This is a genomic window from Emticicia soli (assembly GCF_037860775.1).
Lineage (GTDB): Bacteria > Bacteroidota > Bacteroidia > Cytophagales > Spirosomataceae > Emticicia > Emticicia soli.
Genome location: NZ_JBBEWC010000001.1, coordinates 387497 through 402249 on the forward strand (window position 1 = coordinate 387497; position 14753 = coordinate 402249).

13 protein-coding genes are annotated in these 14753 nt (G+C 38.0%); 12 read left to right on the forward strand and 1 reads right to left on the reverse strand.

From position 1 onward, the window contains the following. Positions 1 to 190 precede the first annotated feature (190 nt). The 10 genes from bshC to WAE64_RS01720 all read left to right on the forward strand — a co-directional run bounded on the left by bshC (position 191) and on the right by WAE64_RS01720 (position 11238). Positions 191 to 1735 carry a bacillithiol biosynthesis cysteine-adding enzyme BshC gene (bshC, locus tag WAE64_RS01675; protein WP_340233778.1) on the forward strand — a complete coding sequence of 515 codons (1545 nt, stop codon included), beginning with the start codon at positions 191 to 193 and terminating at the stop codon, positions 1733 to 1735. Between the two features lie 186 nt (positions 1736 to 1921). After that, complete coding sequence (locus WAE64_RS01680; RefSeq protein ID WP_340233780.1) at positions 1922 to 2539, forward strand: TetR/AcrR family transcriptional regulator; 618 nt, start codon at positions 1922 to 1924, stop codon at positions 2537 to 2539. Positions 2540 to 2558: 19 nt separating this feature from the next. Next, on the forward strand, positions 2559 to 2993 hold the full coding sequence (locus tag WAE64_RS01685; RefSeq protein WP_340233782.1) for a PaaI family thioesterase: 435 nt from the start codon (positions 2559 to 2561) through the stop codon (positions 2991 to 2993). An 88-nt stretch (positions 2994 to 3081) separates the two neighbouring features. Next, positions 3082 to 4428, forward strand: coding sequence for a TolC family protein (locus WAE64_RS01690; RefSeq protein WP_340233785.1), 1347 nt, complete (start codon positions 3082 to 3084; stop codon positions 4426 to 4428). Positions 4429 to 4451: 23 nt separating this feature from the next. Continuing rightward, the gene (locus tag WAE64_RS01695; protein WP_340233787.1) at positions 4452 to 4871 is read left to right on the forward strand and encodes a DUF3995 domain-containing protein; all 420 of its coding nucleotides are present in this window, start codon (positions 4452 to 4454) and stop codon (positions 4869 to 4871) included. Beyond that, a complete protein-coding gene (locus tag WAE64_RS01700; RefSeq protein ID WP_340233789.1) occupies positions 4868 to 5446 on the forward strand; it encodes an NAD(P)H-dependent oxidoreductase in 579 nt (192 codons plus the stop codon). Before WAE64_RS01695 ends, WAE64_RS01700 begins: the two co-directional genes overlap by 4 nt. 12 nt (positions 5447 to 5458) lie before the next feature. Continuing rightward, the gene (locus WAE64_RS01705) at positions 5459 to 6505 is read left to right on the forward strand and encodes an efflux RND transporter periplasmic adaptor subunit (RefSeq protein ID WP_340233794.1); all 1047 of its coding nucleotides are present in this window, start codon (positions 5459 to 5461) and stop codon (positions 6503 to 6505) included. A gap of 143 nt (positions 6506 to 6648) precedes the next feature. Continuing rightward, entirely contained in the window at positions 6649 to 9687 is a 3039-nt protein-coding gene (locus WAE64_RS01710) for an efflux RND transporter permease subunit (protein ID WP_340233796.1), read from the forward strand. A 169-nt stretch (positions 9688 to 9856) separates the two neighbouring features. Continuing rightward, entirely contained in the window at positions 9857 to 10219 is a 363-nt protein-coding gene (locus WAE64_RS01715; RefSeq protein ID WP_340233798.1) for a phage holin family protein, read from the forward strand. 254 nt (positions 10220 to 10473) lie between these two features. Beyond that, positions 10474 to 11238 carry an SDR family NAD(P)-dependent oxidoreductase gene (locus tag WAE64_RS01720; protein ID WP_340233800.1) on the forward strand — a complete coding sequence of 255 codons (765 nt, stop codon included), beginning with the start codon at positions 10474 to 10476 and terminating at the stop codon, positions 11236 to 11238. A 214-nt stretch (positions 11239 to 11452) separates the two neighbouring features. Here the strand turns inward: WAE64_RS01720 and WAE64_RS01725 are convergent, their stop codons facing one another. After that, positions 11453 to 11959, reverse strand: coding sequence for an RNA polymerase sigma factor (locus WAE64_RS01725; RefSeq protein WP_340233802.1), 507 nt, complete (start codon positions 11957 to 11959; stop codon positions 11453 to 11455). Between the two features lie 358 nt (positions 11960 to 12317). On the opposite strand from WAE64_RS01725, the gene WAE64_RS01730 reads away from it, so the two are divergent. Together WAE64_RS01730 and fucP are read left to right on the forward strand one after the other, a co-directional pair. Then, a complete protein-coding gene (locus tag WAE64_RS01730) occupies positions 12318 to 13238 on the forward strand; it encodes a sugar phosphate isomerase/epimerase family protein (RefSeq protein WP_340233804.1) in 921 nt (306 codons plus the stop codon). Positions 13239 to 13435: 197 nt separating this feature from the next. After that, on the forward strand, positions 13436 to 14692 hold the full coding sequence (gene fucP / locus WAE64_RS01735; RefSeq protein WP_340233806.1) for an L-fucose:H+ symporter permease: 1257 nt from the start codon (positions 13436 to 13438) through the stop codon (positions 14690 to 14692). Positions 14693 to 14753 lie beyond the last annotated feature (61 nt).

Here is a 14753-nt window from a genome sequence, read left to right on the forward strand (position 1 = left end):
TAAAAGTTTTTTATAAAAAAAATCCTAATCAATCTCAAAATTGCCAATAAACTTCGTTACTTGTTTAAAGACGTTTTATGGAGTTTTCTAAAACTAAACCATGAAATAATATTCTATGGATTTTGTATATTTGAAACCTGTCTAATCTTTTTCGTGTTATTTGGAATAATAAAGAAATCGCGCCTTAAATATGCCCTCGCAAACCTTAGAGTTAAAAGCTGTTGGAGCTTTTCCAAAATTGTTTTTAGATTATATCACAAAAAACGAAGCGCTTGCTACTTTTTATAGCCAATTTCCTGACATTGAAGGATTCAGAAAAGCTATTCAGTCAAGAAATTTCACTCAAGAAAAACGTCAGACACTTGTTTCTGCCTTAGAAAAACAATATTCGCATCTTGATTCAAAACCTGATTTCTCGATTTTATTAGATGATAAAACTTTTACTGTTACAACCGGGCACCAACTTAATATTTTTACAGGCCCGCTATATGTGATTTATAAGATTGTAACTATTATTAACCTAGCAAAGAAACTAAAAACTGAGTTTCCAGAATACAATTTCGTGCCTGTGTATTGGATGGCGAGCGAAGACCACGACTTTGAAGAGATTTCGGTTTTTAACTTATTCGGCAAAAACTATAAATGGGAAACTACACAGAAAGGTGCCGTAGGGCGCATGAATCCGGCAGAATTGAGAGCCATCTGTGACCAGATACCCGAAAGAGTAGAATTTTTTCAGAATGCCTATCTCAACCAAGGTACATTGGCTAATGCCGTGCGATGTTACATGAGTCATCTTTTTCAGGATGAAGGCTTGATTTGCCTCGATGCCGACGACACAGCTCTTAAAGCTATTTTTAGCTCTGTCATTAAAGACGACCTCCTACACCACACAGCCAGTAAGGCAGTACACGAAACCTCAGAAAAGCTTCACGCATCGGGTTATCATACACAAATCACACCTCGGGAAATTAACTTCTTTTATCTGGAAGATGGGCTTCGTGAAAGAATTGTACAAGAAGACGGCGCATATAAAATATTACATACAGACATTAGCTTTACAGAAGCAGAAATCCTGCAATTGGTAGATAGTAATCCTGAGCGATTCAGCCCGAACGTGGTGCTAAGACCTTTGTATCAAGAAACCATTCTGCCAAACCTTGCTTATATCGGCGGCCCATCAGAAGTGCCATATTGGTTACAATTAAAAGGCGTATTTGACCACTATCAGGAACAATTCCCATTGCTGATGCCTCGTAACTTTGCTTTGGTTGTAAATGAAGCAAGCCGCAAGAAAATAGATAAACTAGGTATTACGACAGAAGAATTATTTGCCGATGAGGTAACGCTTCGCAAAAGTTTTGTTGAAAAAAACTCTCGTAAATCATTAAGCCTTGCTTTTGAGATTGATGAAATCAACGATATTTTTGAGCGCATTCTTAAAAAAGCGCTCATGATAGAAGCTACTATGAAAGGTCCGGTAGAGGGTGTAAAAGCCAAAAGCATTAATTCGTTAGAACATCTTGAAAAACGTATCAAAAGAGCCGAAGAACGGAATCAGGAGGGCTCGGTGAATCAGTTACTAGCCTTGAAAGAGAAGTTATTTCCGGGGGGAGGTTTACAGGAACGAAAAGAGAACTTCCTGAACTTCTATCTAAACGATAATCTTTTCATCAAGAAATTACTGGATACTTTAGACCCGCTCGATTATAGTTTTAATATTATTGAAATTTGATAAAGATAAAACATTAACAAAAGCCTGCGTATTCGTGATAATATGCAGGCTTTTGTTGTTTAAGCTCTTCTAACTTCCCCCTTTTAATAATAATTGTGAGTATTATTAAAAAATTCTCACAAAACATTTGCATTACTAAACAGCGTTCATTTTATTTGCAATGTTAATTAAAGACAGTTATAATAGATGGGTATTACCGAAAGAAAAGAAAGAGAAAAAGCCGAGATGAAGCAACTCATCAAAAATGCTGCACGCAGGCTTTTTATTGAACAGGGGTTTGAAAAAACAAGCATCCGCAATATAGCCGATGAAATAGAATACAGCCCCGGCACCATCTATTTGTATTATAAAGATAAAAACGAGCTACTTTTTGATTTGCATCAGGAGTCGTTTCAGAAACTGATTGAGCAATTTCAAAAAGTCTTGAATATCAAAGACCCTTTTGAAAGGCTTACATCAATGGGTAGGTATTATATGCAATATGCCTTCGAAAATCCTGAGTTATATGAGCTGATGTTTCTGATGTCGTCGCCGATTGAAACCATTGAGTGTCGGGAAGAAATATGGGAAGACGGCCGTGGCGCTTTTGATATGCTAAGGCACATAGTACGTGAGTGTATAGATGCAGGTTATTTTAAAATAGATGATGTTGAAGGCACTTCATTAATGATATGGTCGGCGGTACATGGTCTGGTAACTATTCACTTGAAAAAAAGAACAACAATGTTTCCTGAAGAAGAACGTATCCCTCGCTTAGAGCATGCCTACGAGCGTTTTGCAGAATTGCTTCAAGGGAGAATATAAATTACATAAACGAAAAAGCATGAATAAGATTATAGAGTTTTTTAAAGCAAATATTGGTAAAAATGCGGCTGATATAAGTCCGTCGCCACTAGGTCGATGGTTAAACGGCAAATTAATAGCCGCAGAAGAAGGCTCTGTTGAAGTAGCGTTTGTGGTAAGAGAAGAAATGACCAACCCTGCCAAGATTCTTCACGGTGGCACTATCGCCTCAATGCTTGATGATGTAATGGGTATGACAGTGTTTATGCTAGGCCGTGAGAGTTTTTACACTACTGTTAATCTGAGCATCGATTATCTTCTACCAGCCAGAATAGGCGATACTGTAACAGCAAAGTCGAAGATTATCAGAGCCGGTAAAACAGTTATTAATATTGAATGTGCACTCTATAATACCGACCAGAAGATAGTAGCTAAATGTACCTCTAATATGGTGGTAACAGGCGTAAAAATCTAAATATACTTTTAGCCCGCCTCCTCAAAGGCGGGTTTATTTGGCACCATAACTTAACACTGTTCATAAATTGAAAAAGCTTCAGTAAAATATGAAAAAAGTCATTTTACTCTTAGCCCTATGCCCTTTTGTAGCATTTTCGCAGGTTTCTTCGCCAACACTTGAATCATACATTCAAGAAGGTCTAAAGCACAACCTGTCTCTACAACAAGAAAGCCTTGAGATAGCAAAAGCCCAAGAAAATGTAAAGCAGGCAAAAGCCAACTTTTCGCCTAAAATTACCTTCGCTCCTACTTATACTGTGGCAGCAGGTGGTCGTCGCTTATCTTTTCCTGTCGGTGATTTACTTAATCCGGTGTACACTGCCCTTAATCAACTTACCAATACGAGTGTTTTTCCGCAGGTTGAGAACGTAAATGAGTTATTAGCTCCTAATAACTTTCATGATACTAAATTCAGTTTTCAGTATCCTATTTTCAATACTGATATTCGTTACAACCTACTTATTCAGCGAGACTTATTAACTGCACAGGAAGCAAGAAAGCGTATCATTGAAAACGAAGTTCGCTACAACATTACCATTGCGTATCTGCAATATATGCAAACCTTAGAGGCGCAAAAGATATTTAATACCTCTCGTATAGTATTGAGCGATTTCGTAAAACTCAACGAAAAACTGGTTACAAACAATGTAGCAACCAAAGATGTAATCTACTCTGCCGAATACGAAGTAAGCAAGCTTGACCAGCAAGTAGCTACTATGGACAAAAACCGCTATACTGCACAGGCATACCTGAACTTCTTGATGAATCGTGATTTTGGGACAGATATTATTGCCGATACTGTTTTTCTGGATATCAATACGCAAGTAAACGTTGCTGATATGCGTCAGCAATCTATTAACAACCGTCAGGAAATAAGCCAATTAAAAGCTAACATTCAAGCAAGCCAATCGGCTATTAAATTACAGGAAATGAATGCCATGAGGCCGCAGGTTTTTGTGGGCGGCACAACGGGTTTTCAAGGCACGGGGTACACTTTTAAAAATCAAGCTTATGTAATCGGACAAATAGGTTTAAGTTGGGATGTTTTTCATGGTCATGAGAAAAAATCTAAGATACAGCAGGCAAAAATTCAGAAAAGCCTACTGGAAACCAAACTGGAAGAGGTGCAGAAACAGATTCAACTACAAGTATCGCAGGCTTATTTCGAGCTAGAAGCAGCTCAACGAACCCTACCAACAGCTAAAGATGGTACAGTTAAAGCCGAAAAGTATTTTAAAGTAGTTGATAGCCGCTACCGCAACGGGCAGGCGATTCTGGTTGAATACCTACGTGCCCAAAATGAAGTAATTACAGCCAAACTTCAGGAATCGTTGACTAAATACGATATTCTGCTTAAAAAAGCGATGCTAGATAAAGTTGCCGCAGTAAGATAACACCCTACTAAACAAGCCTTACTATGTTTTTTGCTTTATGTAATACATTTATTTTAGGCTCTATTGCCGCTATACATTTTTATTGGCTAGTTGGTGGCAAATGGGGTATTGCTAATGCATTACCAGCCAGCCCAAAAGGCCAGCTTGTATTAAAGCCTCGGATGCTTGAAACACTGACAGTAGCACTAGGCTTAACCTTTATGGCATTTCTGCACCTAGCCCAAACTGAGATAGTTATGGTAAACCTACCTGATTGGATTAACAACTATGGTCTTAAAGCTATTGCGGCTATATTTTTAATCAGAGCCATTGGAGAATTCCGTTACGTGGGCTTCTTCAAAAAAATCAAAAATACAAAGTTTGCTCAGTTAGATACTTGGTTTTATTCACCGCTTTGTGTATTGCTAAGTTTAAACTCACTTATAACCTCACTACAAGCATGAAAAAGGTATTACTTATACAAGGCCACCCCGACAGCGAGAGCTTTAATTTTGCGCTGTTTGATGCCTACAAAAAAGGATTAGAAGCATCAGGAGCAGTTATTCAGGAGATAATTATTAATCAATTGACTTTTGACCCAAACCTACATTTTGGCTACCGAAAACGTACAGAATTAGAGCCTGATTTAGTAGAATCTATCGAAAAAATAAAATGGGCCGACCACCTCGTGTTTTTCTATCCTGTATGGTGGGGGTCAGTTCCGGCACTTTTAAAAGGTTTTATTGATAGAGTTTTTCTGCCTGGATTTGTGTTTAGCAAACGTGAAAACTCTCTTTGGTGGGATAAACTTCTGGTAGGTAAAACAGGGCACATTATTTCTACGCTCGACCAACCAGCTTGGTATTATTGGCTTCGCTATGGTAGACCGACTTACCATGCTATGAAACAAATGACATTGGAATTTTGTGGTGTACACCCCGTACGTACCACCACCATCGGCCCTTTAAGACTCTCGAAAGAGACTTATCGTGAAAACTGGCTAAAAAAAGTAGAAAAACTAGGGTTTAATCAGAAATAAACAGATTTATATATGAAAACGAAATTATTTCCGCTCATTTACTTATTTGCATTCTTGTTTTTGGTGAGTTGTGGTAAAAAGAAAGAAACTAAACAAGAAACCGAAGAAATTATAGCAGTAGAAGTGCAAGCTGTTGCCCAGAAAACGCTCGTTGAGCCTATCATTGCCAGTGGTGTATTGTCGTCAAAATCAGAAATGAAACTGGCGTTTAAAACAGGCGGCATGATAAAAAAAGTATATGTAAGCGAAGGCCAATTTGTAAAAGAAGGCCAATTACTGGCCGAGCTAGATTTATCTGAAATTGATGCGCAGGTAAAACAAGCCAAACTGGGTTTAGAAAAATCAGAAAGAGACCTTGAAAGAGCTAAGAAACTCTATGCCGACGAAGCCGCTACCCTTACCAATGTGCAAGATGCTACAACAGGTTACAACGTGGCCAAAGAAAACGTACAGGTAGCAGAGTTCAACCAAAAACTATCAAGAATATATGCTCCTACCAGTGGCCGTATTCTAAGGAAAGTATCTGAACAAGGTGAGTTAATCACGCCTTTTTCACCTGTTTTTATTCTTGGCACGGGCGAGTCGGCCTATATTGTTAATGTGGGGCTGGCTGATAGAGATGTTGTAAAAGTAAAAGCGGGCGATGCCGCACAAGTGTATGTAGATGCCTACCCGAACGAACCATTTAATGCCCGAATCACCCAAATAGCGCAGACGGTTAATCCGGCAACGGGAACATTTGAGGCCGAACTCCAGATTCAACCCAATGGTAAAAAACTTATTTCGGGTTTTGTGGCCAAAGCAGAAATTTCGCATGGCAAAGGTCCTGTTTCATTGGTTGTTCCGGTAGAAGCATTGATAGAAGCCGATAAAGACAAAGCCTATGTTTACACCCTAAGTGCCGATAATCAGTCAGTAAACAAAACGCCTGTGAATATTGGCTCAATATTCGGCAATGATGTTGCTATTACTTCAGGATTAACCGAAGGCACTCAGATTGTGAGCAAAGGAGCTAATTTCTTAAGCGATAAGAGCAAGGTAAAAGTGATTCAAAAATAGATTTTGGCATACAAAAGCTATTAGCATCACATTGTTGGGCTTTGCTTAGCAAAGGCCAATTCATACAAAAACGTGTCAATTGTAGATAATGCTGACAAGCAATGCCTTGCCTGGCAAATTGTTACACTTAATTTATCATTAAAATGCGTCTTGCAGAATTTTCCGTAAAAAACTACCAATTCACTATTATCATTTTTATCATGATATTAGCAATTGGTGTTAATTCTTTGTTGAATATGCCTAAAGCCGAAGACCCGGACCTGAAGGCTACTTTCAACAGTATTGTGGTGGTATATCCGGGTACTTCGCCGGCTGATATAGAAAAACTGGTATTAGACCCTATAGAAGATAGGCTTGCAGGTATCAGCGATATAAAAAAAGTAATTTCTACTGCCGATGAAGGCGTGGCAAACATAGTAGTTGAGTTTCAACACAAAATAGACACTGAAGAAAAATACAACGAGGTTGTAAGAGAAATTAATGCTATTCGTGGCTCTTTACCTGCCGACCTTTATAGCATTGATATTTTCAGACATACGCCAGAGGGTGTAAACATTGTTCAATGTGCTTTATTGTCAGAAACCACTCCTTATAAAGATTTAGAAAAAGAGGCCGAAAAACTGAAAGACAAACTATTAAAAGTAAAATCTATCAAAGCAGCCGAAACGTGGGCTTTCCCGAAGCAGCAGGTAAGAGTTTCTGTTAACCTTGATAAAATGGCTCAGCTTCGTATCCCACTTAATCGGGTTTTAGGGGCTATTCAGTCCGATAACGCTAATATTCCAGCAGGCAATATCGAAATCGGAAGCCGTAAATTTAGTGTAAAAACATCGGGAAGTTACCAGAACCTTGATGAGATAAAAAATACGGTTGTAAGTACTTCGGGTACTACAATCACTTATCTGAAAGATGTTGCTGATGTAAGCATGGACTACGAAGAAGAAACGTACATTGCCCGATTGAACGGAAAACGTGCGGTATTTATTACAGCATCGATGAAAGCCGGAAGCAATATCTTTACAACAGGAGACGAAATCCGCCCGATTATTGATGATTTTAAAAATAACTTGTCGCCTAATATCAAATTCGAGCAAAGCTTCGACCAGGTTAAGAGCGTTTCAACTCGTTTACTTGGCTTGGCTCGTGACTTTGGCATCGCTATCTTGCTAGTATTAATTACGCTTATACCTTTGGGTTTCAGAGCGGCAATTATTGTCATGATTTCAATCCCTCTATCGCTGGCAATGGGTTTAACCATGCTCGATTTAGCAGGTTTTGGTATTAATCAGTTGAGTGTAGTAGGTTTGGTAATTGCGCTCGGGCTTCTGGTCGACGACTCCATTGTGGTTGTTGAGAATATTGCCCGGTTCTTGCGCTCGGGTATGTCGCGCCGAGATGCAGCTATTGAAGCCACCAAACAAATCGGCTTAGCTGTTTTAGGTTGTACAGCCACACTTATATTTGCGTTTTTACCGCTTTGCTTTTTGCCTGAGGCAGCCGGAGACTTTATCCGAAGCCTACCTATGGCGGTTATCACTACCATCATCGCCTCATTATTCGTTTCGTTGACAATTGTTCCTTTTCTGGCTAGCCAATTAATGCCTAGAGAAGAACACAGCGAAAACGTGGTTTTGAGATTAATGAAAAAAGGAATCGAAGGCTCATATCGTAAGATTCTCCATTGGGCACTTAACAGACCTGTCATTAGCTTGCTTATTGCTTTTGCTATATTCTTAGGCAGTTTAGCCCTCATTCCTGTTGTGGGTACAAGTGTATTTCCTCGTTCTGAAAAACCACAATTTCTTATTAACATAGCCACCCCGCTAGGCACAACACTAAGCGAGACCGACAAAGCTACCGTTTTTGTTGAGAAAGAATTGGGCAAACACACGATTGTTAAAAACTATGCCTCTAATATTGGTAAATCAAACCCTCGTATCTATTATAACGTAATGCCGATGGGTGGATCTCAATCTAATTTTGCACAGATTTTTGTGCAACTGCAAGACGATGTTGAAGTACCAGAAAGAGAAGAGTTTATTGATGAACTACGCAAGAAATTTGATGTGTACGCTGGTGCTAAAATCAGAGTTATTCAGTTTGAGCAAGGCCCTCCGGTAGAAGCACCACTGGCGGTAAGGATATTCGGCGAAAACCTTGATTCACTACGAGCTATTTCTTTCCGTATTGAAAAAGCATTTAAAGAAACACCGGGCACTATGTATGTAAACAACCCCTTATCAGCACAAAATGTTGATTTACGGGTAAATATCAACAAAGATAAAGCCGGAATGCTCGGTATCCCGACGGTAGATATTGACCGTACCGTCAGAATGGGGATTGCAGGAGTTAATATGGGCACTTTTAAACAAAACGACGACGACGAAATAGATATTAATATCAGCCTACCTCGTGGCGAACACGCTGGTATGGATGCATTCTCGAAGATGTTTATCGGTAATCAGATGGGAAACCTGATTCCGCTTAAGCAAGTGGCCACAATTAATTTTGAAACCTCACCAAACAGAATTAACCACTATGACAGAGACCGTTATACTATGGTTACGGCATTTATACAAAGTGGGTATCTTACACCCAATGTAACCAAAGATGCCAGCGCAAAATTGGCGGCTGTTAAGCTACCTAAAGGCTACGAAATAAAAATGGCGGGTGAGGTTGAGCGCTCGCAAGAAACTTTCGGAGGTTTAGGCACTATTATTATCATCACAATCTTTGGTATTATGGCTATTCTGATTCTTGAGTTTAAAACATTTAAGAGTACCATTATTGTGTTATCGGTTATTCCGTTAGGAATGATTGGAGCTATTCTGATCCTGTTATTTACAGGTAATTCGCTTTCTTTTACTGCAATTGTAGGTATTATAGCACTAGCAGGTATAGAGGTCAAAAACTCAATTCTTTTAGTTGATTACACCAATTTTTTACGCAAAGAAAATGGCTTAAGTATAAACGAAGCTATTGAAGAAGCCGGAGAAACCAGATTTATCCCGATTGTTCTTACCACATTTACGGCTATTGGGGGGCTGATTCCACTAGTGCTAGAGCATTCGCCACTGTATTCTCCGCTGGCTTTGGTAATGATTGGGGGCTTGATTTCTTCTTTGATTCTTACTCGTATTGTTACGCCCGTCATGTATAAATTATTGCCGCCTAAAATCTAATTTTCGGCTTTCGGTCTTTGCTTGAGTAGTATTAAAATTCTTAGGCAGAGACCGAAAATTTTATTAAGTATTTTTGTCAGATGCCATGTTTTATCTACCTTGCAGCACGCAAAGGGCGCTTTCTTTCATAAACGCCACTACCTAAACAATCATCTAAAAAGAGTAAAATATGTCTGACTTGCTGAAAATAAACGAGTTCAGGGAAAATGTTATCAAGCTTATCGAAGCTAAATTTGAACTGACCAAACTCGGTTTTCAAGAAAAAATAGAAGGCATTGCTGTTAAGGCCATTTATGCCCTTATCTTGTTTATTCTCTCAATTACTGTTATTATTTTTCTGAGTATTCTCGCTGCGGTTGGTCTTAATATCTGGCTTAAAAGTGCTTGGTTGGGTTACTTGATTATATTTCTGGTTTATGGGGCTATTCTGGCTACTTTCATTTTTGCAAAAGATAAAGTTCAGACCAAAATAAAACAAGCCGTGCAGCAGATAGTCGATGAAAGCCTTAATCAGGAAAATGCACATAATTAATCATTCCACATTTGCCTCTTACCAAATAACCTACGATTGAATTTCGCAATTATATATTGTTTTGTCTAAGTGGCTTTCCTACTTAGTATTCTGCTTATTATGTGTTTCTTGAGGTATGGTTTTCATCAATCCTTCTATGTTACCAAAAGCAATTAAACCGATATTTGAATTTTACAAATAAGAGTTTGAAACTCGCAAATCTTGTGTGCATGGCCTTCTATATCTTTGTATCATCAAATTAATCATAAAATAAGATGGCAACAACAAATAAAATAGCTTTAGTTACTGGTGGTAGCAGAGGTTTAGGAAAAAACATGGCGCTAAAAATAGCCCAAAAAGGAATAGATGTAATAATTACTTATAATACCCAAATAGATGATGCGCTAGAAGTAGTAGCAGCTATTGAGAAAGCAGGACAAAAAGCAGCAGCTTTACAACTCAATGCCGGAGACACTAAGAGTTTCGATAATTTCTTCGGACAACTAAAATCGGTATTACAAGATCAATTTAATGCTACCCATTTCGATTTTCTGGTAAACAACGCTGGTATTGGCACCCATAAGACTTTTGCAGAAACAACAGAAGAAGATTTTGACTTACTATCGAACATTCATTTTAAAGGAGTATTTTTTCTGACACAAAAAGCATTAGCCTTATTAAACGATGGTGGACGTATCATTAATATTTCTACTGGTTTAGCCCGTTTTTCTACCCCTGGTTATTCGGCTTATGCTTCTATGAAAGGCGCCATTGAAACTCTTACCAAATATTTGGCTAAAGAGCTTGGCGCACGTGGTATTGCAGTAAATGCAGTAGCTCCTGGTGCTATTGAAACAGATTTTGGCGGTGGTGTTGTAAGAGATAACGAGCAGGTTAATAATTTTATAGCAGGTGTTACAGCACTTGGCCGTGTAGGTTTACCTGACGATATTGGTGGCGTAGTAGCCTTTTTATGTACCGAAGAAGCCAGATGGATAAATGCACAAAGAATTGAAGTTTCGGGTGGCATGAATCTATAAACCGAACTCAAGATTTTTAAGGTTGGTGCTACTAAGTGCCAACCTATTTTTGCGCCATAGAAGTACCGTATAAACAAAAAAGTTACCCGCATAACAGATAACTTTTAAAAACCTTCCTCTTTTTATCAGAGTCCCACTAGACTCGAAAAAACCATTATGAATGACTCACCACTGGGTCATTTCTGTAACCAAATATCTTTAATATAAAAATTTCTTAATAGGCATAAACTTGTAATTTTTCTTTCAGTTCTTTTCTGGCTATATGTATTCGGTTCTTCACAGTTCCGATTGGTACTTTCAACTTTTGCGCAATTTCGTGGTATTTAAACCCGCTGAAATGCATCATAAAAGGTTGTTTGTAACTTTCATCTAAAGTTTCAACAGCATTGTTGATATCTTCGAGAGCAAAAGTAGAGTATGCATTGTTTTCGATACTGCTTTCTGTACTGTTTATAAAGTGCAGGTTATCTGTTGTATCAATAAACGTGTTTTTTCTCAGTAATCTCTGATAATTTGTGATAAATGTGTTTTTCATGATGGTATAAAGCCAGGCTTTCAGGTTAGTACCATCAGTATATTTATCACGATTCATAAATGCTTTTACAAGTGTATCTTGCAAAAGGTCATTTGCATCCTCCACATCTTTCGTCAATCTAAATGCAAAAGGCTTTAGAGACTTCGAGGTCTTTGAAATTGCGTAGTTAAATTCAAGAGTTGTCATGGCTTGTTTATTGTTAGTATTGAAATCGTTAAACAAAACTAAATAATATTTTATTACATTACCAAGTTTTTGTTAATTTTTTATCAAAAAATCGTTAAAATTTATAAAAAAATATATTCTAACGATTTTTTGTGTTTATACTTTTTGGCCAAACCTTAAACAAACCAGCGCACTTGTGGAAACTTTTACTCACTAGTGTTTCCACTTTTCCACATATACGAGAATTAAATAAAGTTGGTTGTCTAGAAAATGAAAAAAATTCTTCGTCTCTAATATTAATAAACGTCTGATTTTTTTTTCGACGATTAAACAAAAAAGACTTATTTTACACTCTGATAAATCAACTCTTGATACAATTATGTTAAAACTCGGATTTGTAAGTGCTATTTTGGCCGATTTCGGCTTTGAACACGTAATAGATTTTGCCGCGAAAAATGATTTTTCTTGTATTGAAATGATGTGCTGGCCAAAAGACAACGGCGATGCTCGCCGTTATGCAGGTGTTACACACATCAATGTCGATAACTTAGACGATAAACACATTAAATATATAAAAGACTATGCCCACGAAAGACACATCACAATTTCGGGTTTAGGTTATTATCCAAATCCGTTAGACCCAGATACCGCAAAGGCAGAATTTTATATAGAGCATATCAAGAAAGTTATCAGGGCTTGCAATAAACTGGGTGTGCCAGTAATGAATACTTTTATTGGCCGAGACCCAAAGAAAAACATTAAGGATAATCTTGAGACCTTTAAAAAAGTATGGAAACCTATTATTGAAACAGCCGAACAAGAAGGCATAAAGATTGGTATAGAAAATTGCCCGATGTTCTTTACGAATGACGAATGGCCGGGCGGAAAAAATCTTGCTATTTCTCCTGCCGTATGGGATGTTATGTTTGAGACCTTCCCTACTCCGCTTTTCGGGCTAAACTACGACCCCTCGCATATGATATTCCAGATGATGGACGAAATTAAACCTATTTACCAATACAAAGACCGCCTGCACCATATCCATATAAAAGATGTAAAGGTGTATAAAGACAAATTGGATAGAGTTGGTATATTGGGCAACCCGCTTGAATATCACTCACCAAAACTTCCGGGTTTAGGAGATGTAAACTGGCGAGGATTCTTTACTGCTTTAACAGATGTAAGATACAGAGGCCCTGTTGTAATTGAGGTAGAAGATAAAGCATACGAAGGCAGTATCGACGATGTTACCTCGGCTATTCTTACAGCTCGAAACTACGTAAAACAATTCTTACCATAGGGTAATTATCGGCAGTTACCGTCTTTAGCGAGGTTAAACACCTCGCTATTTTATTGTTCTGTGCTTAAATGCACTTATTAATGACCTTAGATTATATTTATTCAAAAATTATCTTATTATTTCTTAAAAAATTATCATTTTTGAACAAAATCTGTTCAAAGCGTAAACACTTATAAATTTTAACCCTAAAAACTATTATGGCTTCTATTTCCGGAAACAAACAAAGCTTCCAGAGCAACTCTTCTCAAAACAATTATCTTGTTCCGTTTATACTGGTTACCAGTCTTTTCTTTTTGTGGGGCTTTGCCATCAGTATGCTCGACGTACTTAACAAACACTTTCAGGATACACTTAATCTTACAATTTCGCAATCTACATGGGTACAGATTGTTACTTATGGCGCCTATTTCCTGATGGCCCTCCCTGCCGGAATTTTTATGAAGAAATGGGGATATAAAAAAGGTATTCTTGCAGGTTTATTATTGTATTCGAGTGGAGCATTTCTGGTATATCCGGCCAGTGAAGCACAATCATGGACATTCTTTTTAGTTTCTTTATTTATATTGGCTTGTGGGCTGGCTTTTCTTGAAACAGCGGCAAACCCTTATGCCACTGTATTAGGGCCGGCCGAATCATCGGAAAGACGCCTTAATCTTGCTCAGTCTTTCAATGGTTTAGGTGTTATAATAGGGCCATTAGTAGGTAGCAAATTAGTATTCAGTGAGCATCAGTTATCGGTTGAAGAAGGCTTTAAGTCAGTTCAGTTACCATACATGATTGTTGGTGGCGTTATATTAGTAATAGCTCTTTTCTTTTTAAGAACACCAATGCCTGAAATTCAGGAAACAAGCTCTGCAGAAGACAAAGCCGCTGAAAATGCTTCGTTTTCTGAATCTTTAAGCGGGCTTTTCAAAAATAAACACTTTGTATTAGGTGCATTTGCTCAGTTTTTAAACGTGGGTGTACAAGGTTGCGTTTGGGGCTTGTTCATCAATTTCGTGATGGATGCCATTCATATTACCAAACATAGTGCTGCCGATTTGCTTTCGTTGGGTATGTTGATATTCATGATTGGTCGTTTTGTAGGTACATTCCTGATGAAATACGTTAAACCTAATGTATTATTAGGCTTTTATTCGCTTGGTATTGTAGCAGCACTTTTGGTTGCTTCACAAGTACAAGGCCAACCTGCGGTATATGCGCTTATGGTATTTTTCTTCTTCCAGAGTATTACTTTCCCAACTATTTTCTCTCTAGGGGTAAAAGATTTAGGAAAATACACAAAACTTGGTTCGTCGTTTATCATTATGGGTATTGTAGGTGGTGCGGCATTCCCTCCGCTTATGGGAGCCATCGCCGATAACACTTCTATTTCTACCTCAATGCTATTACCTGTTGCCATGTTTGCCTACATTGCCTGGTATGGCTTCTCGGGTTCAAAAGTCAGCAAATAAAACTTATTTATATTTTACGTAAAGGCAAGATTAATTCTTGCCTTTATTGTATAAAACAATA

Coding starts and splice junctions, on each gene's coding strand:
- WAE64_RS01705 (WP_340233794.1), top strand. CDS start 5,459: ATGAAAACGAAATTATTTCCGCTCATTTACTTATTTGCATTCTTGTTT.
- WAE64_RS01700 (WP_340233789.1), top strand. CDS start 4,868: ATGAAAAAGGTATTACTTATACAAGGCCACCCCGACAGCGAGAGCTTT.
- WAE64_RS01690 (WP_340233785.1), top strand. CDS start 3,082: ATGAAAAAAGTCATTTTACTCTTAGCCCTATGCCCTTTTGTAGCATTT.
- WAE64_RS01685 (WP_340233782.1), top strand. CDS start 2,559: ATGAATAAGATTATAGAGTTTTTTAAAGCAAATATTGGTAAAAATGCG.
- WAE64_RS01715 (WP_340233798.1), top strand. CDS start 9,857: ATGTCTGACTTGCTGAAAATAAACGAGTTCAGGGAAAATGTTATCAAG.
- WAE64_RS01725 (WP_340233802.1), bottom strand. CDS start 11,959: ATGACAACTCTTGAATTTAACTACGCAATTTCAAAGACCTCGAAGTCT.
- WAE64_RS01710 (WP_340233796.1), top strand. CDS start 6,649: ATGCGTCTTGCAGAATTTTCCGTAAAAAACTACCAATTCACTATTATC.
- WAE64_RS01720 (WP_340233800.1), top strand. CDS start 10,474: ATGGCAACAACAAATAAAATAGCTTTAGTTACTGGTGGTAGCAGAGGT.
- fucP (WP_340233806.1), top strand. CDS start 13,436: ATGGCTTCTATTTCCGGAAACAAACAAAGCTTCCAGAGCAACTCTTCT.
- WAE64_RS01680 (WP_340233780.1), top strand. CDS start 1,922: ATGGGTATTACCGAAAGAAAAGAAAGAGAAAAAGCCGAGATGAAGCAA.
- WAE64_RS01730 (WP_340233804.1), top strand. CDS start 12,318: ATGTTAAAACTCGGATTTGTAAGTGCTATTTTGGCCGATTTCGGCTTT.
- WAE64_RS01695 (WP_340233787.1), top strand. CDS start 4,452: ATGTTTTTTGCTTTATGTAATACATTTATTTTAGGCTCTATTGCCGCT.
- bshC (WP_340233778.1), top strand. CDS start 191: ATGCCCTCGCAAACCTTAGAGTTAAAAGCTGTTGGAGCTTTTCCAAAA.